Source organism: Aliivibrio sp. A6 (genome assembly GCF_028765505.1).
Classification (GTDB): Bacteria; Pseudomonadota; Gammaproteobacteria; order Enterobacterales; family Vibrionaceae; genus Aliivibrio; species Aliivibrio finisterrensis_A.
Genome location: NZ_JARACR010000010.1, coordinates 38,045 through 60,634 on the forward strand (window position 1 = coordinate 38,045; position 22,590 = coordinate 60,634).

Annotated in this window: 17 protein-coding genes; 11 read left to right on the forward strand and 6 right to left on the reverse strand. The window is 38.3% G+C overall.

The features are described 5' to 3' along the window. Positions 1-155 precede the first annotated feature (155 nt). The 4 genes from PVK70_RS08020 (at position 156) to PVK70_RS08035 (ending at position 3,451) form a co-directional block, all read left to right on the forward strand. Positions 156-740 carry a glutaredoxin domain-containing protein gene (locus PVK70_RS08020; protein WP_130047328.1) on the forward strand — a complete coding sequence of 195 codons (585 nt, stop codon included), beginning with the start codon at positions 156-158 and terminating at the stop codon, positions 738-740. Further along, complete coding sequence (locus PVK70_RS08025; RefSeq protein WP_130047329.1) at positions 733-1,419, forward strand: TVP38/TMEM64 family protein; 687 nt, start codon at positions 733-735, stop codon at positions 1,417-1,419. Before PVK70_RS08020 ends, PVK70_RS08025 begins: the two co-directional genes overlap by 8 nt. Positions 1,420-1,569: 150 nt before the next feature. After that, positions 1,570-3,006 carry an amidohydrolase gene (locus PVK70_RS08030; protein ID WP_130047330.1) on the forward strand — a complete coding sequence of 479 codons (1,437 nt, stop codon included), beginning with the start codon at positions 1,570-1,572 and terminating at the stop codon, positions 3,004-3,006. A gap of 139 nt (positions 3,007-3,145) precedes the next feature. Beyond that, positions 3,146-3,451: an SPOR domain-containing protein gene (locus tag PVK70_RS08035; protein ID WP_130047386.1), complete on the forward strand. Its 306-nt coding sequence runs from the start codon at positions 3,146-3,148 to the stop codon at positions 3,449-3,451. A gap of 57 nt (positions 3,452-3,508) precedes the next feature. Here the strand turns inward: PVK70_RS08035 and PVK70_RS08040 are convergent, their stop codons facing one another. Continuing rightward, the gene (locus tag PVK70_RS08040; RefSeq protein WP_130047331.1) at positions 3,509-4,852 is read right to left on the reverse strand and encodes an MATE family efflux transporter; all 1,344 of its coding nucleotides are present in this window, start codon (positions 4,850-4,852) and stop codon (positions 3,509-3,511) included. A gap of 488 nt (positions 4,853-5,340) precedes the next feature. Between PVK70_RS08040 and PVK70_RS08045 the strand changes: the two genes are divergently transcribed. Both PVK70_RS08045 and efpL read left to right on the forward strand, forming a co-directional pair. Then, complete coding sequence (locus PVK70_RS08045) at positions 5,341-6,222, forward strand: sulfite exporter TauE/SafE family protein (protein ID WP_130047332.1); 882 nt, start codon at positions 5,341-5,343, stop codon at positions 6,220-6,222. Between the two features lie 85 nt (positions 6,223-6,307). Beyond that, entirely contained in the window at positions 6,308-6,874 is a 567-nt protein-coding gene (gene efpL / locus PVK70_RS08050; RefSeq protein ID WP_130044453.1) for an elongation factor P-like protein EfpL, read from the forward strand. A gap of 86 nt (positions 6,875-6,960) precedes the next feature. On the opposite strand, the gene PVK70_RS08055 is transcribed toward efpL, so the two are convergent. From PVK70_RS08055 to PVK70_RS08075, 5 genes are all read right to left on the reverse strand, one after another. Further along, a complete protein-coding gene (locus PVK70_RS08055; RefSeq protein WP_130047333.1) occupies positions 6,961-8,139 on the reverse strand; it encodes a threonine/serine exporter family protein in 1,179 nt (392 codons plus the stop codon). A gap of 91 nt (positions 8,140-8,230) precedes the next feature. Next, positions 8,231-9,652 (reverse strand): 16S rRNA (cytosine(1407)-C(5))-methyltransferase RsmF, encoded by a 1,422-nt coding sequence (rsmF, locus tag PVK70_RS08060; RefSeq protein ID WP_130047334.1) that lies wholly within the window; start codon positions 9,650-9,652, stop codon positions 8,231-8,233. Positions 9,653-9,813: 161 nt separating this feature from the next. Then, positions 9,814-12,450, reverse strand: a complete 2,637-nt coding sequence (locus PVK70_RS08065) for an MlaD family protein (protein ID WP_130047335.1) — start codon at positions 12,448-12,450, stop codon at positions 9,814-9,816. After that, on the reverse strand, positions 12,428-13,654 hold the full coding sequence (locus PVK70_RS08070; RefSeq protein ID WP_130047336.1) for a paraquat-inducible protein A: 1,227 nt from the start codon (positions 13,652-13,654) through the stop codon (positions 12,428-12,430). The genes PVK70_RS08065 and PVK70_RS08070 overlap by 23 nt, the downstream gene beginning before the upstream one ends. 17 nt (positions 13,655-13,671) lie before the next feature. Beyond that, positions 13,672-15,465 carry an ABC transporter ATP-binding protein gene (locus tag PVK70_RS08075; RefSeq protein WP_130047337.1) on the reverse strand — a complete coding sequence of 598 codons (1,794 nt, stop codon included), beginning with the start codon at positions 15,463-15,465 and terminating at the stop codon, positions 13,672-13,674. 97 nt (positions 15,466-15,562) lie between these two features. Between PVK70_RS08075 and PVK70_RS08080 the strand changes: the two genes are divergently transcribed. From PVK70_RS08080 to pepN, 5 genes are all read left to right on the forward strand, one after another. Then, positions 15,563-16,015: a GAF domain-containing protein gene (locus PVK70_RS08080; RefSeq protein ID WP_130044459.1), complete on the forward strand. Its 453-nt coding sequence runs from the start codon at positions 15,563-15,565 to the stop codon at positions 16,013-16,015. 105 nt (positions 16,016-16,120) lie between these two features. Next, the gene (gene proQ, locus PVK70_RS08085) at positions 16,121-16,750 is read left to right on the forward strand and encodes an RNA chaperone ProQ (RefSeq protein ID WP_130044460.1); all 630 of its coding nucleotides are present in this window, start codon (positions 16,121-16,123) and stop codon (positions 16,748-16,750) included. Between the two features lie 17 nt (positions 16,751-16,767). Beyond that, positions 16,768-18,786, forward strand: a complete 2,019-nt coding sequence (gene prc / locus PVK70_RS08090) for a carboxy terminal-processing peptidase (protein WP_130047338.1) — start codon at positions 16,768-16,770, stop codon at positions 18,784-18,786. A 279-nt stretch (positions 18,787-19,065) separates the two neighbouring features. Beyond that, the gene (locus PVK70_RS08095) at positions 19,066-19,734 is read left to right on the forward strand and encodes a hypothetical protein (RefSeq protein WP_130047339.1); all 669 of its coding nucleotides are present in this window, start codon (positions 19,066-19,068) and stop codon (positions 19,732-19,734) included. Positions 19,735-19,892: 158 nt separating this feature from the next. Continuing rightward, on the forward strand, positions 19,893-22,496 hold the full coding sequence (gene pepN, locus PVK70_RS08100; protein ID WP_130047340.1) for an aminopeptidase N: 2,604 nt from the start codon (positions 19,893-19,895) through the stop codon (positions 22,494-22,496). The last annotated feature ends 94 nt before the right edge of the window (positions 22,497-22,590 follow it).

Consider the following 22,590-nt stretch of genomic DNA (forward strand, 5'->3'; position numbering starts at 1 on the left):
GTACTTATCTCTCATAAGCATTTTCTTAGCATATACTTAGATCGTGTAGCGATAATATTAATCATAAAGGTTGACTTAAACTGAAATTCGACTAAATTAAACTAAACGGTTCAGTTTAATTTAAGTAAATCAGTTTGCTGATAGGGGAAGTCGCAATGAAACCAATAAAAATCACATTATATCGCTGGGCAGGCAGTTGGGGCCCATTCAAAGTCAATATTCCATGTGGAGAGTGCACTTTAACGAAAGATATTCTTGAAGATACATTTAACACTGAGCTTGCTGGTATTCCTATTGAGCTTGAAGTGAAAGATTGGTTGTCTTACTGGTGGGAGCCGTTAAAACTTAAAGCATGGCATGCACCGATTATCATTGTTGAAGATAAAGTGATTAGCCAAGGTGAAGCATTAAATCGTGGTGTTTTAGTTCAATCAGTGATCGCTCAAGTTGCTAAGCGTGATGATATCAAAGGCAATGTAGTGTTTGGTAAGGCGACGTGTCCATATTGCATTAAAGCGAAAGCCGCATTAGATGAGGCGGGAGTTGACTATATTTATCACGATGTGGTGAAAGACAGTGCGGCTTTATATCGTATGATCCCAGAGGTTAAAGCCATTATTGGTGAGAAAACGCCAGTGACGGTACCTCAAATTTGGTTGGATGGTAAATACGTAGGTGGTTTTGATGAGCTAAGTAAAATCATGAATACCAATGTAACAACAGGAGAGCACTATGAATAAGAAACTGATATTACTTGTCGCTCTTTTGATCTCGTTTTCTGTGGTTTATTTTAATTTTGGACACTTGTTAACGTTAGATCAGGTAAAAGCCTTTCATCAAAACGTACAAAGTGACATACAAGCTAATTTGTTGATGTACAGTGCCATTTATTTTATCTCTTATGTGGTAGTTACGGCACTTTCTATTCCTGGTGCGGCTGTTGTTACCTTGCTTGGCGCAGCACTGTTTGGTTTTTGGTGGAGTTTATTACTCGTATCGTTTGCGAGCACCATTGGAGCAACCATCGCGTTTTTGAGTAGTCGTTATTTATTAAGAGAGTGGGTAGACAGTAAGTTTAAAGATAAATTGGTAGCGATTAATGAAGGCGTGGAAAAAGACGGGGCATTCTATTTGCTGACATTACGTTTGATCCCAGTGTTTCCTTTCTTTTTAATCAACTTACTTATGGGATTAACCAAAATATCAGTAGGTCGTTTTTATCTGTTTAGTCAGTTAGGTATGTTACCGGGGACAATGGTGTACTTAAATGCGGGTACACAATTATCAGAAATAACCTCGCTGTCTGGGCTAATTTCACCGCAGATTTTAGGTTCACTAGCCTTACTTGGTTTGTTCCCGATAATGATTAAGTTTGTTATGGCCCAAATTCAAAAGCGCCGCTCTCAAGTAAAAGAGTAGTAAATAGAGAGACCTATCCCACAATATTATGGTTTGATAGGAAGAATCGTCTCGTAATAATCATATTTATCAATTAAATTAATCAAAGAAAGAAGCATTTTCCCCAATGCTTCTTTTTTTTATTTATGGGGGCATGATTAAGGTTTAGGAATGAAGCTTAAAAGCTTGGTATTGAGTATTAGCGCCGTATTGTTATCGGGTTGTGGAACGATGGTAAAGCAGCAAGAATATAATGCAGATTTGATCATTAATAACGGACAAGTATTAACCGTAAACGCCGATATGCAAGTGATTAATGATGGTGTCGTGGTGGTTAAAAACGATAAAATTATAGCGGTAGGTGATACGACATTACTAAGTCAATATTATGCACCAAAAAATATTGATGCGAATGACGGTATTGTGATGCCAGGAATGATTAATGCTCATAACCACCTTCCGATGATCGCATTTCGTGGTTTAGGTGAAGAAGGCATTTCTAATCGACTATTTGCTTATTTTTTCCCGCTAGAAGCACAAAAGTTAAGCCGTGAGCTGATTTATAATGCCACTAAGCTCGGTGCTATCGATTTAGCTCAGAGTGGCGTTACCACTTATGCTGATATGTATTATCACATGGATGAAATGGCTAAAGCGACCAAAGAGGTTGGGTTAAGAGCCGTACTTGGTGAAACTGTCATTAAGTTCCCTGTGGTGGATGCAAAACAACCGTATGGTGGAATTCAATATGCCCAGTCATTTATTGAAGAATATCAAAATGATCCATTAATCACGCCAGCTTATGCACCTCATGCCGTGTACACGGTAAGTAAAGAAAAGCTTCAAGAGATCAATCAACTTTCTGAAGATTATGATGTGCCTGTTTTAATTCATGTTGCTGAGTTTCCAAATGAAGAGACAAGAATTAAAGATCCAACCAAAGCGGAATCTCCAGTTGAATATCTAGAAGAAATTGGTGTTCTGGACGAACGAATGGTGATTGCTCACGGTATTCATTTATCTCAACATGATCAAGCGTTATTAAAACAAGCGGATGCGGGAGTGGTTTATAACCCAATGGCGAATGCGAAAGGGGCAACAGGCATTGCTCCTGCTTGGGATATGTTTCGTGCGGATATGCGAGTTGGTTTAGGGACGGATGGACCAATGAGTTCAAACCAAGTGGATTTATGGCGCACGTTAAGTTATGCCGCAAATATGCAGCGTTTAAAACACTCAGATAGAACCATTATGATCCCAGAACAAGTGATCGAGATGGCAACTATTGGTGGTGCAAAAGCCTTGCACATGGAAGATGAAATTGGCTCTTTAGAAGTTGGGAAGAAGGCGGACATCATCATTATTGAAACTCAATCAGCGAACATGATGCCAAATTATGATCCTTACGCTACGCTGGTTTATCAAGCTAACCCAAGTAACGTAGAAACAACGATTGTAAATGGCAAAGTGGTCATGGAACAGCGTCAGATGCAGACTGTTCAATTGGATGACATTCGACAAAGTGTTGAAGCGTTTGAATCAGATATTGCTGGTTTTGCCAAAGAACTGTCTAAAAAAGCGATAAAATCAAAAAGTTTGATGGATTAGTTTTATATAAAAATCTTAATTTTTAGATGCTTAGTTAGGCTCTAAAATATTATTATTTTATGAATAGAATAAGATGATTATTTCCTTTATTATTCAACTTTAAATCGGTTATCGGATAAATAGGGTGTTTAAGTATTTATTGTTAGTAGGTGTACTTTTTAGTAGTACTTCTTTTAGTGATGAATTGTTTGAAAAAGAAGCTGAGATATATCGAGTTCAGGCTTATGCTTTTTCATCCATGCCAGAGCTAAATTATAAAGTGTGCAGTAGTAATATATTGACGCTATATAAAATAGAAGATACGTATTATTTAGTGACTGACTTTACTACCTATGAAAATGCAAAAGACATAGTAAGTTCTTTAAGAGTAGAGTGCGGATTTAAATCATGGATCCGACCTCAAGCGATGGATTTGTCATTTACTCAGGATAACCGAGCTTACTAATAAAATGGGCAAAGGTATTTATTTACTTTTGCCCATTTTTATTTGTTACGATTGGTATTAGATAAGATTGAACTTGGTCCAGACTTTAGATCGCCAGCGGCGAGCCATAATGATCCCACGGACCCATTCATCTGCTGCAAATGCTAGCCAGGCACCAAGTACACCGAATCCAAAATGAACACCAAGCAGATAAGTGAGACTAACGGCCACTCCCCACATGCTCAATATTCCCATTTGAACTGGGAACTTAATATCTCCAGCACCTTTAAGAGCGGATATAAAGACAAGGTTAAATACCCGTCCCGCCTCCACTAAAATAGAGCCTGCGATTAATCCTGCGGTTAAGGTTATAACCTCTGGATCCTGTGTGAATAGGCTAAGTAATTCATAGCGAAAGAAAAAGACGATACAAGTAAGGGCAACAGACACGGCAAGAGAGACCAAAAAATAGAGTTGTACGCGAGTAAGAATTTGTTCAATCCATTTTTTTCCTACGTAGTAGCTCGTTTGTATTTGGCTTGCTTGACCGACTGCTAATGCAAAAGCAAAAGAAACGCGAGCAATATTTTGGGCGTAAGTAAATGCAGTTAATGAAGCGGTACCCATTTGTACAACAAGGTACACAATGACCATTTGTGACAAGTTATAAGAGAGCATTTCACCTGCGTTCATTACGCCAATATGCATAATTTTCTTATAGGTGGCTTGAGGTATCTTCTTAAAGTTGGCCATTGGTAGTGCAATGTGTTTTCTGTGGAGCATAATCCATAAAATAATGGTATTAATCACTTGGCTAAACGCGGTCGATACGGCCACACCTTGTACACCATAAACGGGTAATCCAAACGGTTGGTATAGCGCACAGTAATTACCGGCAATATTAAGACCGCCAGTGAGAAGGTTCACTATCATTGGGGTACGAGAGTATCCATTACTGCGTAATATGGTCGAAAAGACAATACCAAGGGTTACAGTTAACGTGAAAGAGCCAGTAATGATTAAATAATCGTAGGCAAAAGTGGCAACGTCACTTTCTAGTCCATACATGATAACAATAGGATCTGCGGCAAAAAAGGCGAACAAACTGAGGCCAAGTCCTAATATCCCACCGAGTACAACACTGGCTACGGCTACATCAGTTGATTGTTGTGGTCGGCCCGACCCGTTGTATTGGCCAATAAGAATGCCAGTACCTGTACTCACCATCATTGAAATGATCATTAAAAAGAAAATGATTTGAGAGATAACCCCAATAGCAGATACTGCCAAATCAGAATAGCCACTTAGCATGAATACATCACTGGTACTAATGGCTGTACGAAGTAAAATTTCGACCAGGATTGGCCACGCTAATGTAGTGATCTGCATTCGGCGTTCAATAGGGTTGCTTTTATCAAGCATAGCTTATCCTTAAAAAAGGGAAGAGAGGATGCTCTTACCATATAGCTAGGAAGGAGTTTAAAGGTGTCTACTTTGAAGAAATTCATTCTCCCAGTCTGGGAGCTAGAACTCGTTTTTGGATAGTATACTAATTTAAGTAATTATCGATAAAAATAGTTAATAGAGTTAGCATCAATTATAAAAATATTTGTTTTTAGCATCATTGTTTTTTATTTATCAAATCTACTAACAAAAACGCCATTATTTTGCAAAGAAATCAATCAAGTTACTTTAAAAGCAACGGTAAGAAAACATAAGTATGTAATAGGTAAAGCCGATAGTTATGTTATAGATTAAATAAATCCATTTGATAGCAATAAAATGTAAAAAAGATGAAATTATTGTTATCTATTAAATAGGCTTTCCATTTGGCGTATAAGGGATACTCTGGTTTTTCTTATTAATCTGAATTACTATCCCCGACATTATTTCAGCGATGTGATGTATCAATGACTGTTCTATTATTTTTACAAATAGGCCTTATTATTGGAGGCCTAACGTTCCTTTTTATGCTCGTTTCATTATGGCTTAAGAAAAAGGATTCAGAAAAAGACACTAATATATGGGCTGTTGGTCTAATTGGTGGCTTCGCAAACTTTTGTGACACTCTTGGTGTGGGAAGTTTTGCTATTAAAACGGCTGGTTATAAACAGTTTAATTTAATTGATGACAAAGTATTACCTGGCACCTTAAATGCTCAAGCAACCATGGCAACGGTTTTTCAAGCCTTAATTTTTCTTACCGCTGTTAATGTGGATTTAACGACGTTAGTTAGCTTAATTATTGCGGCGTGTGTTGGTGCAACTGTTGGTGCTCGATTAGTATCAAATTTTGACCGTCAGTTGATCCGTTTGATCATGGCAGGGGCTTTGTTAGTTGTTGCATTGCTGATGTTTGCTGGACGCTTAGATTTATTCCCACTAGGTGGTGAAGCGTTGGGATTAACGGGGGAAAAATTGGTTATCGGGATCATTGGTAACTTTATTTTTGGTGCATTAATGACAATAGGGATTGGTTTATACGCGCCGTGTATGACGATGATTTACTTGTTAGGTATGAACCCGTTAGCGGCATTTCCAATTATGATGTGCTCATGTGCTTTTTTATGCTTTTTCTCGGCTGGTGGCTTTATCAAGCAGAAAGCGGTGAACTCAAGGGCGTCTTTGGTGGTGGCGATAACCGGGCCTATTGGTGTATTAATTGCGGCATTTATTGTGAAGTCCCTCGATGTGGATATGCTTGCTTGGTTAGTGGCATTTGTGGTTCTTTATACAGCCGTTATGATGTTGCGTTCATGGCAACAAGGCCGAGTGACAAATAAAGCGCTATAAAATGCGAGTTTCTGTCACATAGTTATTGGAGATATAAAAAGTTCGTGGTATTTTCCACCTACCAATTATTTATGGATTTTTTATCATGCCAAAGGCAAGTGACATCAAAAAAGGTTCAGCAATTGAACACAACGGTAAAGTATTTTTCGTTAAAGAAATCAGCAAGCTAACTCCAAGTGGCCGTGCAGGTGCAACATTATTCCGTATGCGTATGTACGATGTAGCAACTGGCTCAAAAGCAGACGAAAGCTTTAAAGCTGATGACATGATCAATTTAGCTGACTTTAGTCGTCGCAGCGCAACGTTCTCTTATGTTGATGGTAATGAGTATGTATTCATGGATTCTGAAGACTACACTCCATACAACTTCAACAAAGAAGCAATTGAAGAAGAGTTACTTTTCATCACTGAAGAAACTCAAGGTCTTCAAATTCTTATCGTTGATGGCGCACCAGTTGCGATTGAGTTACCTTCAGCAGTTGATTTAGTAATTGCAGAGACAGATCCTTCAATTAAAGGCGCGTCAGCAAGTGCTCGTACTAAACCTGCGACAATGACAACTGGCTTAACTGTACAAGTTCCTGAGTACATCGCTAACGGCGAGAAAGTGAAAATCAACACGAGTGAACATAAGTTCATGAGCCGTGCTTAATCGTTTTAGATAGTATTATTTAATACTGTTAAAAACAAAGAAAAGGCCAGTTATTATTTAATAGCTGGCCTTTTTAATTTGGCGTATTACAAGTCTCGCTCGATTTTGGGTGAGTAAATTGAATAAGCGGTAATTTGTCCTGCAACAATAGCAGAAAACATAAACAGAGCGGATAATCCAATACTAGGAATAGGAAGTATGGATTGCTCAAACACACTTTGACTTGCACTCACTAAGACGCGACTTCCCGGAACAAGAATAATGATCCCTTGTACGATGAATATAATCCCAGTTAGGTTTAATCGCCTAGCAATCCAAGTACCGTAAAGGGTGATTAATACGGTTGTAACCCATGTACCCACAACCCAACCACCATCAAAGCCAAGATAAAATGGCCCCCACATACCTAATACCGCGACAGGCAAGCTATAAACGGTATCAATAGGGCGAGCTTTAAACATTACGCCTAATGAGAATGAAATAATAGGTAAACCTAGTATTTGTAGCCATATTGGAAATTCATTTTGATAATCAATGGATTCGGCTGTGCCAAAAATAGCTTCGCCAATGTGTAAACCAATAATGATCCCAATAAGAAGTTTTATTAAAGTGAGAAAGCACTGGCCAAGTAAACTGGTACCAGAGACGAGATCATTAAAAGCCAAACACTCTAGAGCATTTGAGATGGAGAGTCCGGGAACAAAAAGAACCACGGCGGCGATACAAAGCCCAAGAATAGGAATTGGGACACCAAGGCTAGCAATAAACGCAACAGTAAAGGCAACAATTAAGGCACCAAAAAACTCAACAGCAATACTACGGCGTTTACTACAAAAAACTTGAGACAACCAAACTAAAAATCCAAGTAAAAAACTCACACATAAAGCTTCGTATGTTGATCCAACTAACATAAGAAAGGCAGGGGGAATGCACGTGTTTGCTAAACAAACCGCCCAGGAAGGATAAGAGATCCCTTCAGCTGGAGCGAGTGGAACAGGGGTTAATGGTTGTTGTAATTGAATAATAGTATTTGCGAGTAAACCCAAATCAATACTTGAGGGTTTATGACGTTTCATGATGACGGCGTTATTATCATCAGGAAATTGATAGTTAATGGACGTTGGTGTTGCTTGGATCATACAATTAACGCCATATTTATTGGCGTAAAAGGTCGTGTAGCGTTCTACTTTATAGGGAGCACAACCGCAACGGTGCAGTGTATCTCCAATCTCTACAATTCGATTGATACGATATTGTGAAGGCATATCCTTATTCCTACAGCTTGATGTATGATACCAATCTAAACATTTAATTATTTCAAATGCTTAGATCGGCACTAATTTAAAAACGTATTATTTAAAATAAGTTTCCATCACGAACAAGTTCACGAGGTAATCCATTTTTAATTCGATTACCCACCCATTTCCCTAAGCCAATAACTGCGCCTTTATAAGTAACAATTGTCTCACCTTTTCCTGAGAAATCAGGACGTACATCTCGTCCCATATACCACTCACGTGCTTGTTCTGTGTTCAGTTCTGCACAAGTAGGGTTATCAGCTGTCGCCAATGCCATGATAGCTTCATGTTGCCAGCGATATCCTTTTTTATGGGTTTCAGCAAGTTTAAATCCAATTCGATGATAGCGCATTTCGCCAATTAATGGCTTCATGCGTTTAGGAAAAGCCCAGACTTCTTTATCTCGGATCCAAAACTCATTATCTTCAGGAATTTCTAATTGTAATGTCGATTTTAATTCTGCTTCAATAGCTTGTGCTTCTTTATTTGAAGCCGGTGCGAAAGGAAATTTTCCTAAGCGTTTTTTCACTTCAGGGGGCGTAGTTGAGCTATTTTTACGGATCTTAGCAACAAAGAAGCCTTCACTATCAAAAATTTGTGGGTAGATATGTAAGAAACCTTCTTTGGTTAATGCTTTTTCTGCATTTTCAAAGAGGTCACCTAATGGCTCAAACGTGACCGTGTCACCGAATTGTTCGACAAGATGATGGCAAATATGTTGGTTTTCTTGATGATTTAACGTGCAGGTTGAATACACCATAACACCACCCGGTTTTAGGGCATGAAAGGCACTTTCAATTAAGTCACGTTGAGTGTCACCAATTTCGATAACAGACTCTGGACTCCAGTTATGCATCGCATCAGGGTCTTTACGAATGGTTCCTTCTCCTGAACAAGGTGCATCAAGCAAAATAGAATCAAATGTTTCTGGTAGCCAACCACCAAAAACACGACCATCAAAGTGGGTAAGTGCCACATTACTTACACCGCAGCGTTGGATATTTGAGCACAGCACTTTTACGCGGCTTGAAGAAAACTCGTTAGCAACGAGAGCGCCTTGGTTTTTCATACCAGCAGCCAGTTGCGTTGTTTTAGAACCGGGAGCTGAAGCCATATCGAGAGCCATTTCGATATCATCATTATTTTTTAATAATGCAGTAACTGGCATCATTGAGCTGGCTTCTTGAATATAAAATAACCCTGACATGTGTTCGGCCGTACTGCCTAGTTTTACCGTATCGGTTTCTGGTCTTGTTATCCAAAATCCAGTATCACACCAAGGCACAGGTTCTAATAGCCACTGTTTTTCATTAGCACGCTGTTTAAATTCTTCTACGCTATTTTTTAATGTGTTAACACGGATACTGCGTCGTAAAGGGCGTTTACAAGCAGCAACAAATTCTTCCATAGAAAGGTGGGAAGGCATGGTCTCTTGTACTTGATCTAGGAAGGCTTTAGGTAGAAAAATATTATCGTGCACAGATGAATCTCATTGGGTAATGTTATGGCAGGAAGTGTAAACGTAATTCAGACTATTGTCTAAATGGAATCGACAGTAATAGCTAAAATTAAAGGCTTAAATAAAAAAGGCAGCCAATTTGAAGTTTGGCTGCCTAAAGTTAGCGATTAAGTTATTGTTGACTATTTATTGGGATTAGGAATAGCCGCATTCCACAGAGGCCAATCTTCTTCTGCTGCTTTATACAGTAGGTAAGATTTGTTCTCTTTTGCTTGTGGTTTTAGCTCTTCGTCATCAGGAGTAGAGAATGCAATACCGCCACGTAGAATACTATCTACGGTACCAGCCTGTACTTTTGCTCCACTTAAGCCAATGGACATATTTACCCCTGAAACATTCCAAAAAACGGTGTTTTGACGAACAAGGTAACTAAAATCAGGATTTATACCTATGGTGAAAATAACACGATCAGATAAGTCACCTAACTTAACATCGGTCACTTCTCCTACTTCCATTTCTCTAAATAAAATAGGGGTTCCAATTTTTACTGAACCTCGGGTAATTGACTCGAGAGTATAAGTGACTAAATCATCACCTTGCGATTGGTCAGCGAGTGAAAATTGTGTTTTTGCTTTTCCGTCACCTGGTGTTACTTGAATATAGCTGCCTAGTAGGGTATCGAGATTTTCAGCACCCGATAGGCTAATACTTGGTTTTACAACCCAGAAATGACTGCCAGAGACAGCAATTTGATTAACGTATTCAGGGTAAATACGCGCCTGTATATAAACATTATTTTGTGTAAAGTTTGGTGATACCTTGCTGACTTCACCAACAGAAACACCTTTATATTTAATGAGTGTTCCTTTAGATATTGAATCACTGTCTTTTGCAGTGAATGCGATAATTCGACCAAACCCTTGGGCTTCAGATAAATTAGAGTATAGCTTCCATTTTTTACCTAATTTATTTTCTACTCCTTGCATATTATCAAAGCCAATACCACCACGGATCATCGACATCAATGGAGCTGCTTGAATATTAACGCCACTTAAACTGGCTTCAACATTCACTCCTGAATAATTCCAAAATACGGTGTTATCTTCGATTAGGTGTGCGTACTGTTTTTCAATATTGATCTTAATGTTTACACCATCATTACCTAAATCAAAGTCTGTCACTTTACCAACAACGAGGTTGCGATAGAGAATAGGACTGTTTTTCGTAATAGGAGGAAGCTCTGGGCTAAACAGTGTCAGCTCTGTGCTTTTAACTGTTTTAAATTCTGCAAGTTCAGCCAGTGAACTATTTTTAAATAGAGTATAACTTTTTTGTTTATAGCCTTTACCTTCACTAGTAAAGCTAATTGAACCTGAGATGAGGGCTTGTGTTGGCGGAATATCGATATTTACGCCAGAGTCAGTTAACTCTGCGGACACACTGCCAGAAACAAAAAATTTGTTACTTGATTTAATGAGATGTTTGTACTTCTCAAGGATCATGACATCAAATTTAACTCTGTCGTTAACTAATGCAACTTGAGTCACTGAGCCTACTTTTATGCCTTTGTATGAGATAGCAGTATCTGGTGTTAAACCAAAAGATTGATCTGCATATAACGAAAAAGTGAGTGCTTTTGTATCTTGTTTTATCAGTTCTTGTTTTCTTATGGCTGTAAATGCTCGAGATTTATCACCTTCACCTGGGATTAAGGTTAGGAAGTTACCGCGAACAAGGTTGCCAATATTTTCGACACCAGATAAACCAAGTTTTGCCTCTTCTAGAACAAATCGAGAACCATCGTTTAAATAATCGATAAATGCGGGTTCAACCGTTGCTGATGCAATGATGTCTTTTTTATCATCAGACAGTTTTAAACTGTTAATCTGGCCAATTTCAAGGCCCCTATACATAATGGCCGAGCCGTTTGGGCTGATTTGGTTATTGTCTGGTAGGGTGATTTTAATTGAAATACCACGGCCAGCAGTTTTGATGTTGCTGTATAGTCGGAATTCTTTTCCATTTTCAATCGCAATACCATCATCTGGTGAATCTACTGCGATAGCCCCACCAATTAAGGCTGATAAACTTTCAAGTTGAACATCAACACCATTAAATCCAATACTTGCACCTACGCCACTGGCATTCCAAAACCGGCTTTTAGAGGTGATTAGATGAGCATACTCTTCTTGGATAAGCGCTTTTATTCGTACATTATCGGTTTTTTGGTCTAGTTTGAAATTGTAAACTTCACCGATAGGGATTTTTTTATAGTAAATCTTTGAACCAACAGAAATGGAACCCAAGTCTTTAGAGCGTAAGGTAACACTTAATCCGGTAGAGTCAGGTTGAATAGCGGGTGAGTTGGCAAGGGCTGTGAATTTTGTTTTTAGATCGCCACTGCCAGGTAAAATAGCAATATAGTTACCCGATACTAAAGCATCAAGTCCTGAAATACCCGTTAATGAAGCTTGCGGCTTAACAAGCCAAAATTGAGTATTGTCTCTTAATAAGTTAGAGGCTTCTGGGTAGATGTCAGCATCAACGTAGATGTTAGAAAGATCTTTAGATAAGGTGATATTTTTAACCATCCCGACTTCAAGACCCTGATAACGAATGGTTGTTCGCCCTGCGATTAGCCCTTGAGCATCCTCAAAATAGATTTGAACGCGTTGGCCCGCTTCAATAATAGCGGAATAGACAAGCCACCCACCAAGGCAAAGTGCAAGAAGAGGTAATATCCAAAGTGGGGATATCCCTCGTTCATTTTTGATGTTTACTTGTTCAACAGTAGAATCAAGATTTGTCGGTTCGCTCATAATTATCCCAAATCAGACGAGAATCAAAACTTTCAGCGGCCAGCATGGTAAATACCACAACTAAACCAAAGGCAACGGCACCAAGGCCTGGGGTAAAATCTAAAATTTGTCCGCGATCAATCAATGTCATCATAATAGAAATTACGAATAAATCCATGACTGACCATTTTCCAATCCATTTTACAGCCGTATATATCGCCATTCTTTGTCGATGGAATACACTGCGTTTGAATTGAACACACAATAACAAGTAACCTAAACCAAGAATTTTAGCGACCGGAACTACGATACTTGCTACAAAAATGATAATGGCGATACCATACATATCCGTTTTAATTAATCCAGCAACGCCGGAAAAGATTGTATCTTCTAGTCGCTTGCCATTGGTTAGCAGAATCGAAATAGAAAGTACGTTAGCTGGTATGATAAAAATGGTTGCAGTTAATAAATAAAGCCACGTTTTTTGTATCGACTTTGGCTTTCTTGAGTGAATAGGTCGCTTACAACGGATGCAGTGAGTGCCACTTTGTTGAGTGAAGTGACAATGCTCACAATGGATTGATGTTTCAGGTCTAGTAATAGGTGCTTCAATCTTTTGCTGATGTTTTCTTTGCCATGCGCGCCAATAGCGTCGTGCGCTTACATGAGTCAATAAAAGTGAGGTAACAAAAAGAAGTAAAACAAGCCCATAAAGACCTGACCCAACGAAAATATCAGCATGGTCTTGAATTTTAAAGCAAGCGATAGCCAAACTAACTAAAAAGACATCTAACATCATCCAATCTTTTAAATGCTGAATAGTCGATACGCTTAGCCGAAAGAGAGTAAACCACTTTCTTCGTAAAGCTAGATGCGCAGATACCACTGAGCCACATACAAGAAAAGGCACAATAGAGCTGCAAAATAAAATTAATAAGCCAAGCATAGGGAAGCCTTCACTCATTAAGGTAATTGTCCCAGAGGGAAGTGTTGCAGGGATCATGACACCAAAAAGTTGAATGGTGACCATAGGAAAAAAATGGGATGGTATAAATAACAATAACGCAGCAACAGCGATAGCTAAATCGCTATTTAATGAAATACGGTTACCACGATAGAGTTGAGTATTGCAGCGAGGGCAGTGAGCATTTTGCTTTTTAGCTACCTTCGCTACTTCTACGACCAGATCACAGCCGTGGCAGCGACGAAACTTAGCGTCTTCCACGGTTGTTGTCCGATTGATTAACTTTGAATTGATCCATATAGCGTTTGATACAGTCCTTGCTGTGTAACCAGTTCATGGTGTGTGCCAGATTGAGATACTTTACCATCGTTCAGCACATAAATAGTATCTGCTTGTTTTACTGCACTTAAACGATGCGCCACAATTAAAGTGGTTCGTCCAACTAAGAAGTCACTTAATGCTTTGTGCAATGCGGCTTCTGTTGCAGTATCTAAAGCAGACGTCGCTTCGTCTAAAATAACAAATTTTGGATCCGTTAATACCATTCTAGCAATGGCTAAACGTTGTCTTTGACCACCAGATAATTTTACACCTTGGCGACCAATTTGAGTATCTAATCCATCAGTCAATTGAATTACAACGTCTTGCAGTTGGGCTACATCAAGCGCATTCCATAGTGCATCATCTGAATAATCTGAACCTAGTGTTAGATTATGCCTTAATGTATCGTTAAATAGTATAGGTTGTTGTAATACCACCGAGATTTGATTGCGAATTTTTTCAAATCCTACGTCTTGTGTATTGTGACCATTAAATAATATTTCACCATTAGTAGGTCGATATAACCCTAATAGTAGCTGAATTAATGTTGATTTACCGCCACCACTGGCACCGACAAGGGCAACTTTCTCACCGCCACGAATGGTTAATGATAAATTATCTAAAACCTGTCGTTCCTCGTTATAGCTAAAATTAATATTGTTAATTTGTATTTCAGTTGCACTATTTGTAGCAAATGGGTTGATTGTAGATTCTACTTTTGGCTCTTCATCTATGTGTAATAAATGATTGATACGCTTAAGCGCCGCCGAGGCACCATACCAAGAAAATTGAATACTTAATAATTCTTGTATTGGCGAAAGCATTACCCAAAGATAGCTAAATATGGCAAACATTTGACCAATACTTAAATCACTAAGCACTACCATGATCATGGCTGCGGCTCTAAATAATTCAAAACCGAGTAAAAATAGAAGAAAGGAGAGCCGTCCAGCCGCTTCAGACTGCCATGTAAATTGGTCGGCACTGTGTCTTATGTCATCGGCTTGGTTTTTTAATTGGTCCAAAAATGCACGTTCACGGTTTGATGCACGTAATTGATAAATTCCATCTAAGGTTTCAATTAAGCGTGTTTGAAAACGTTCATAAGACTGGTTCTCTTTTCTTTTAAGATCTTTTACCCGGTTACCTAATTTTCGAGAGAAGTAGATAACGATAGGGTTTACTAAAAGAATAAATAAACCAAGTTGCCAATTAATCCAAAGAAGGACGCCAGCTGTGCCAATGACGGTTAAAAAAGAGACAATAAAACGACTTAATGTTGGGCCAAGGAACTTATCGATCGTATCTATGTCTGTAATAATATGAGAGTTAATACCACCGCTACCGCGTGATTCGTATTCTTTCATACTGATGCGGCTTAATTTATCGAGTAACTGAAGTCGTATTTGATAGGTAATAGTTTTGGACACTAAGCTAAATTGTCGGCCTTGATAGATATTGAGAACCTGGCTGACAATGCGCATTAAAATGACCATGACGAGGACTAATAGGATATAACCTATTGGACCTTGCCAATGGGTAGGCAGCATTACATTTAATAGTTCAACACCCGTTGACGGTTTGTGTAATAACACTTCATCTACCATCAATGGCATGAGTAATGGGATAGGTACACTGATAAGCGTCGCGACAATGGCGATGATATTTGCTACAACCAAACGGCTTTTATAGGTTTTTGCTTGCCTAAATAGCCAATTCCAGTTAATTGTAGGGAGAGTAGTATTGCGCATGGTGAGAATGATTCCTATTATTATCTTTTCCATCGGCATTGTACTCAGTATAAATAGAGTCGCAAGTGATTGGTATAAATAGAGGAAAAATATAAAGATGGAATTGAAGCATTACGAGCGATTAACGCAGCAAGCGATAGGCTTGATTGATGGTGAAACGGATTTTATCGCTAACCTAGCAAACCTTAGTGCGTTATTAAATATGGAACTGGACGACATTAATTGGGTAGGTTTTTATCTATTTAAAGAAAATGAGTTAGTCTTAGGCCCATTTCAAGGTAAACCCGCTTGTATTCGAATTAGTGTAGGGAAGGGAGTGTGCGGTACTGCTTTTGCTACAGAAACTGTCCAACGTATTGATGATGTTCATCAATTTTCTGGCCATATTGCTTGTGACGCAGAAAGTAATTCTGAAATCGTGATCCCATTTTATAGAAATGGCGTATTGACTGGAGTATTGGATATAGATAGTCCAAATATTGCACGATTTAGCGAAATTGATGAAAAAGGTCTGGTTGATTTCATGAAAGAAGCAGAAAAGAGACTTTAATTGTCTTTCAGTAGTGGTTTTTCACGCTTAAGTATCTATAATAGCGGAATATCTTTACTAGAAATAAACCGAAATACGGCTTGAACCGTACTATCAGGAAACTACATGGAAAACTCTGAAAAATTAGCGAACAGCAAAGAAGTAATTGCATACATTGCTGAGCGTTTCCCGAAATGCTTTATTTTAGAAGGCGAAGCTAAACCTCTTAAAATTGGTATCTTCCAAGATCTAGCTGAGCGTTTAAGCGATGATCCTAAAGTAAGTAAAACTCAGCTACGTGCTGGTTTACGTCAATACACATCTTCTTGGCGTTACCTACACGGTGTTAAGCCGGGCGCATCTCGTGTTGATTTAGATGGTAACCCTTGTGGTGAACTAGAAGAAGAGCACATTGAACACGCTAAAGCTACTTTAGATGAGAGCAAATCAAAAGTTGCTGCTCGTCGTAAAGAACAAGCTAAAAAAGCAAGAGAAGAAGCAAAAGCTAAGAAAACAGCTCGTGCTGCTACTCCACCTAAGCGTCGTCCTCAACCAGCTGCTGCTAAGAAAGTAGAAAAGCCAGTTGAAACTCGTGCTCTAAACGCAGATGAAGTTACTGTTGGTAACAACGTAAGCGTTAACATGGGTAAAGGTAATATGCCTGCGACAATCGTTGAAATTAACAAGGATGATGTACGAATTCGCTTATCAAACGGCCTTCAAATGGTTGTTAAAGCGGAGAATCTTCGTTCATAAAGGAGCACTCCCGACGCATGAATTGTCGATTAAGAGTCTCGCTGATTGCTGCTGGCGTTATGCTAGCAGCTTCTGCGCACGCACTTGAAGCTAAGGTATTAGACGCCAAGTATTCTGAAACTGACTTACCAGTATTAACCGCAGAAACACAGCATGCTACTGCTAGTAAGCGTGTTACTTCTCGCTTTACGCGTTCTCATTATAAGCATTTCTCATTAGATGATGACTTTTCAGTTGCCATTTATGAGCGATACTTAGACATGCTTGATTATAATAGAAATATTTTCACTCAAGCTGATCTTTCTTCATTCGCCCCGTTATCAACTAAGTTAGACGATCAATTAAAGATTGGGGACTCCCAAGCGGCTTTTGATATCTATAATTTATCATTGAAGCGTCGTTTTGAGCGTTATGTCTACGCACTTTCTCTTTTAGATAAAGAGTTTGATTATACGATTGATGAATCTCTTGAGTTAGATCGCTCTGAAGCGGCTTGGCCAAAAGATGAAGCTGAGTTAAATGAACTGTGGCGTAAACGTGTTAAATATGATGCTCTAAACTTGTCAATGACAGGGAAAGATTGGCCTGAAATCCAAAAGATGCTAGGCAAGCGTTATAATAATGCACTTAAGCGTTTGACTCAGAGTCATAATGAAGATGCGTTCCAACTTTACATTAATGCGTTTGCACGTGAAGTTGATCCTCATACCAGTTATCTATCTCCACGTAATGCTGAGCAATTCCAATCAGAAATGAATCTTTCATTAGAAGGGATTGGTGCGGTATTACAAGCAACCGATGATTACACTGTAATTCGTTCATTAGTTGCTGGTGGACCAGCATTAACAAGCAAACAACTTTCTGAAGGCGACCGAATTATCGGTGTCGGTCAAGACGGTAAAAAAATTGTTGATGTGATTGGATGGCGTTTAGATGACGTTGTTCAACTTATTAAAGGACCAAAAGGGACAAAAGTGAACCTTGAGATCTTGCCTGAAGGTAACGATTCAAAAAGTCACACTGTCACAATCGTTCGAGATAAGATCCGCTTAGAAGATAGAGCAGTAAAATCTGAAGTGATTGAGCAAGATGGCAAGAAAGTTGGGGTATTAGAAGTACCTAGTTTCTATGTCGGTTTAGCTGAAGATACGAAAAAACAGATTGATGAGCTGAAAAAACAAGATATTAGCGGCATTATTGTTGATTTACGTAACAATGGTGGTGGTGCATTAACTGAAGCTACGGCATTATCTGGATTATTTATTACTGGTGGCCCAGTAGTTCAAGTTCGTGATAGTTACGGTCGAGTAAATGTAAATGCTGATACTGATGGTGAGATCTCTTATACTGGTCCAATGACAGTATTAGTGAATCGCTACAGTGCATCTGCCTCTGAAATTTTTGCTGCAGCAATGCAAGATTATGGTCGTGCTGTAATCTTAGGTGAAAATTCCTTTGGTAAAGGAACGGTTCAACAACATAGATCGTTAAATCATATTTATGATCTTTTTGATAAACCGCTTGGTCATGTTCAATACACGATCCAAAAATTCTATCGAATCAATGGTGGTAGTACGCAAAATCTAGGTGTTGTGCCTGATATTGCATTCCCTACAGCGATTGATCCAAAAGAAACGGGTGAAAGTGTTGAGGATAATGCGCTTCCTTGGGACAGCATCAAAGCTGCCGAGTATGCACAAACCAATCAGATTAAAAATACGATTGAACCATTAGCGAAAAAGCATGTAGAACGAATTAAAACGGATGAAGAATTTGGTTTTATTCAGGAAGACATTGCTCGCTATCAAGCTGAAAAAGACATCACAACGATTTCATTGAATAAAAAAGTTCGTGAGAAAGAAGGTGATGAAGCAGATGAACGCCGTCTTAAACGAGTGAATGAGAGACAAAAACTTCTGAAAAAAGAAGAATTTAAAACTCTTGATGATATTCCAAAAGACTATGAAGTTCCTGATGCGTATCTTGATGAAGCCGTCGCAATTACGATTGATTTGGCGTTAATGAATCAAAAATAATGTGTTAATAAGTAATATTTATTAACCATCTTAAACAGAAATCTATTTGGATTTCTGTTTTTTTTTGCCTAAATAAAAGCAAAGTATGGTTTTTCATCTAGGCTTATATTATGCCAATCAAAATAATACTAATCTTGATATCTAGTTAAGTCTTCTTTTTTATTGCCGATTTTTACTACGAAGTATTAGTGAGCAGATTTTCCGTTTGGTGTTATGCAAGTATTCATTCACAAGTTGTACTGATTTTGAATACTAAATTAGTATGAAATGGAGCATTGTATGAAAACAATAATTGTATTTTTCATTTTATTTTCTGTTACGTCTTTTGCTTCAAATGAAAGCATGATAATAGAAGAACGCAGGTCACTGACTTATTTTTCAAATCCTTTTTTAATTGGTGATTGGTATTTCTTTAAGCCTGCAAATGTAGAAAATGATTATGATGTTTTACATATATCTTTAAGCTCAAATAATAAATTTCGTATTGAAATGATAGAGATGGCATCGAATACGGCGGAAGAGTGGGAAGGAAGTTTTGAGATCTCCCAAGACAGTATTCGTTTTGAAGGAAATGAAGATGAGTCTCAAATTTATCATTATCAAGTCAGCCATAATAGACTTTATCTTAATGGGGTTGAATTTTTTAAAGTAGTACCTGAACGCATTATCGGTTCTTGGAATTCGGAATTGGTGTCAGGTGAAGATATTATGGTGAGTAATGTGAAATCGTTAAACTTAAAGTTACGTTCTGATTTTATATTTTCACTTGAAGTGATCTCACACACCGGAAAATCGAATCAACATATTGGCTACTATTATTTTGAGAATAATGATTTAGTTTTACTTTATGAAGAGGGTGAACAAGAATCAACTTTTCATATAACGGAAGATCTACTCGAGATTAAAAATGAACAGTTTGGTATGTACGCATTATTAGTAAGGCAGTGAATTATAAATGAAAGAATAATGTGACTCTAAGGATAGAAATATGAGACTAAAACTCTTTTTATTAACAAATCTATTAGATCTTATGCGAGAATAAGAGGGTTAACTAGTAACTATCACTCATCCTGTTTTTAAAGTGATAGACATCATAAGGATATATTATGAGCCAACAACCTCAGGCTAAATTTCGCAGTGATTACCAATCTCCAGAATTCACCATTTCAGATATCGATTTAGTTTTTGATCTTGATGATACAAAAACATTTATTTCCGCGACTTCAAAAGTACAACAACTAAAACAGTCAACGGATCTTCTTCTTGAAGGGGAAGGGATGACATTGACGTCTCTGAAAATAAATGATGTTGAGCATAAAGATTATACGTTAACAGATACACAGTTAACCATTCATAATGTAAGTGGTGATTTTACGCTTACCATTGTGACCGAAGTGAATCCACAAGAAAACACAGCCCTTGAAGGTTTGTATAAATCAGGCGATGGTTTCTGTACTCAATGTGAAGCAGAAGGTTTCCGTCGTATTACTTATTATCTTGATCGCCCTGATGTATTAGCGCGTTTCACAACAAAAGTGATTGCAGATAAAGAGGCTTACCCACATCTTTTAAGTAATGGTAACCGTATTAGCCAGGGTGATCTTGATGGTGGAAAACATTTCGTTCACTGGCAGGATCCATTCCCAAAACCAGCGTATCTTTTTGCATTAGTTGCAGGTAATTTTGATGTATTAACAGATACTTACAAGACAAAGTCAGGCCGAGATGTGGCTCTTGAAATTTATGTCGACCAAGGTAATTTGGATCGTACTCCTCATGCAATGACTTCGTTAATTAACTCGATGAAGTGGGATGAAGATCGTTTTGATCTTGAATACGATCTTGATATCTACATGATCGTAGCGGTTGATTTCTTTAACATGGGTGCAATGGAAAACAAAGGCTTAAACGTCTTTAACTCTAAGTTTGTATTAGCAAAACAAGAAACAGCAACAGACACTGATTACCTAGGTATTGAAGCGGTAATCGGCCATGAATATTTCCATAACTGGACTGGCAACCGTGTTACTTGTCGTGATTGGTTCCAACTAAGTTTGAAAGAAGGCTTAACGGTTTTTCGTGATCAGGAGTTCTCTTCAGATCTTGGCTCGCGTTCAGTAAATCGAATTAATAATGTTCGTATTATGCGTGGCCCACAGTTTGCTGAAGACGCAAGCCCAATGGCACATCCAATTCGTCCAGAAAAAGTAATAGAAATGAATAACTTCTACACGCTTACGGTGTATGAAAAGGGCAGTGAAGTTATTCGTATGATGCATACCTTATTAGGTGAAGTGAATTTCCAACAAGGGATGAAACTCTACTTTGAGCGTCATGATGGCACAGCAGCAACGTGTGAAGATTTTGTTTTGGCCATGGAAGATGCATCAGGCGTCGATCTTACTCAATTCCGTCGTTGGTACAGTCAATCGGGTACGCCGACATTATCAGTAGTTTCTTCTTATGATGAATCAACTCAAGAATTCACCTTGATCGTTAAACAACAGACTCCAGCAACAGAAGATCAAACTGAAAAGTTGCCATTGCATATTCCATTGGATATTGAGTTATATGGTCAAGATGGAGCGATTATTGAGTTACGTTGTAACAATGAAAAGATTGATAACGTACTTAACATTACACAAGAAGAACAGACATTTGTATTCCAGCAAGTTTCTGAAAAACCAGTTATTTCTTTACTTCGAGAGTTCTCTGCGCCAGTTAAATTAAACTATGCGTACTCAGATGAAGAGTTGATTTTCCTGATGGTTCATGCACAAAATGACTTTGCTCGTTGGGATGCCGGCCAAATGTTATTGGCGAATTATATTCGTACAAATATTACTAATGTACAAAATGGTCAAGCACTTGAATTACCAGAAGCGGTAGTCGATGCTTTCCGTGGCGTATTGCTCAATGTCGATCTAGAGCAAGCATTTATTGCTGAGATGTTTGTGTTACCAAACCATAACGAGATCACTGGTTGGTTTGATACTGTCGATGTGGACGCGATTGATAAAGCACTTGGTTTTATTAAACAGACATTGGCCGTTGAACTTAAAGACGAGTTTTCTGCTACATATCATAGCCTAAAGCAGGGGGATTACTCGGTTGATCATGATGCGATTGGTAAGCGTGCATTGCGTAATTGCGCATTAAGTTATTTAGCAAAAACAGACATTGGTGAGACGTTAGTTCAAGCGCAATATCAAACTGCAGATAACATGACCGATACTATGGCGGCCATGGTTTCTGCAAATGCGGCTGAGCTTCCTATTCGTCAAACGTTAATGGATGATTTCAGTGCCAAGTGGTCTCACGATGGTCTAGTTATGGATAAGTGGTTCATTTTACAGGGTTCTAATCCAAGCACTGATGCTTTAAATATTATTAAAGAGACGATGAATCATAAAGCATTTAGTTTAAAGAACCCGAACCGAACTCGCAGTTTAATTGGTTCATTTGCTGCCAACAATGCTGTTAACTTCCATTCTAAATCTGGTGAAGGTTATGCTTTCTTAGGTGATATATTACTGGAATTAAACGAAAGTAACCCACAAGTGGCTTCTCGTTTAATTGATCCATTATTGAAATTTAAGAAGTACGATAGTGATCGTCAGGATCTAATGAAAGCTCAACTTCAACGCTTGGCTGATCTTGATAGCTTAGCCAAAGATCTGTTTGAGAAGGTAACCAAAGCATTAGCATAATATGCTGAGTTTATCGTTATAGTGAAATCAAAATGGTCAGTTTTTTACTGGCCATTTTTTTATTTCAGCGCCACAATATGCACTTCAATTATTA

What these genes read in the sequence shown, in the direction of transcription:
- PVK70_RS08055 (WP_130047333.1), bottom strand. Translation starts at nt 8,139, where the DNA reads ATGCCTTCACAATATCGTATCAATCGAATTGTAGAGATTGGAGATACA.
- pepN (WP_130047340.1), top strand. Translation starts at nt 19,893, where the DNA reads ATGAGCCAACAACCTCAGGCTAAATTTCGCAGTGATTACCAATCTCCA.
- PVK70_RS08095 (WP_130047339.1), top strand. Translation starts at nt 19,066, where the DNA reads ATGAAAACAATAATTGTATTTTTCATTTTATTTTCTGTTACGTCTTTT.
- PVK70_RS08030 (WP_130047330.1), top strand. Translation starts at nt 1,570, where the DNA reads ATGAAGCTTAAAAGCTTGGTATTGAGTATTAGCGCCGTATTGTTATCG.
- efpL (WP_130044453.1), top strand. Translation starts at nt 6,308, where the DNA reads ATGCCAAAGGCAAGTGACATCAAAAAAGGTTCAGCAATTGAACACAAC.
- proQ (WP_130044460.1), top strand. Translation starts at nt 16,121, where the DNA reads ATGGAAAACTCTGAAAAATTAGCGAACAGCAAAGAAGTAATTGCATAC.
- PVK70_RS08025 (WP_130047329.1), top strand. Translation starts at nt 733, where the DNA reads ATGAATAAGAAACTGATATTACTTGTCGCTCTTTTGATCTCGTTTTCT.
- PVK70_RS08065 (WP_130047335.1), bottom strand. Translation starts at nt 12,450, where the DNA reads ATGAGCGAACCGACAAATCTTGATTCTACTGTTGAACAAGTAAACATC.
- prc (WP_130047338.1), top strand. Translation starts at nt 16,768, where the DNA reads ATGAATTGTCGATTAAGAGTCTCGCTGATTGCTGCTGGCGTTATGCTA.
- PVK70_RS08020 (WP_130047328.1), top strand. Translation starts at nt 156, where the DNA reads ATGAAACCAATAAAAATCACATTATATCGCTGGGCAGGCAGTTGGGGC.
- PVK70_RS08080 (WP_130044459.1), top strand. Translation starts at nt 15,563, where the DNA reads ATGGAATTGAAGCATTACGAGCGATTAACGCAGCAAGCGATAGGCTTG.
- PVK70_RS08040 (WP_130047331.1), bottom strand. Translation starts at nt 4,852, where the DNA reads ATGCTTGATAAAAGCAACCCTATTGAACGCCGAATGCAGATCACTACA.
- PVK70_RS08075 (WP_130047337.1), bottom strand. Translation starts at nt 15,465, where the DNA reads ATGCGCAATACTACTCTCCCTACAATTAACTGGAATTGGCTATTTAGG.
- PVK70_RS08045 (WP_130047332.1), top strand. Translation starts at nt 5,341, where the DNA reads ATGACTGTTCTATTATTTTTACAAATAGGCCTTATTATTGGAGGCCTA.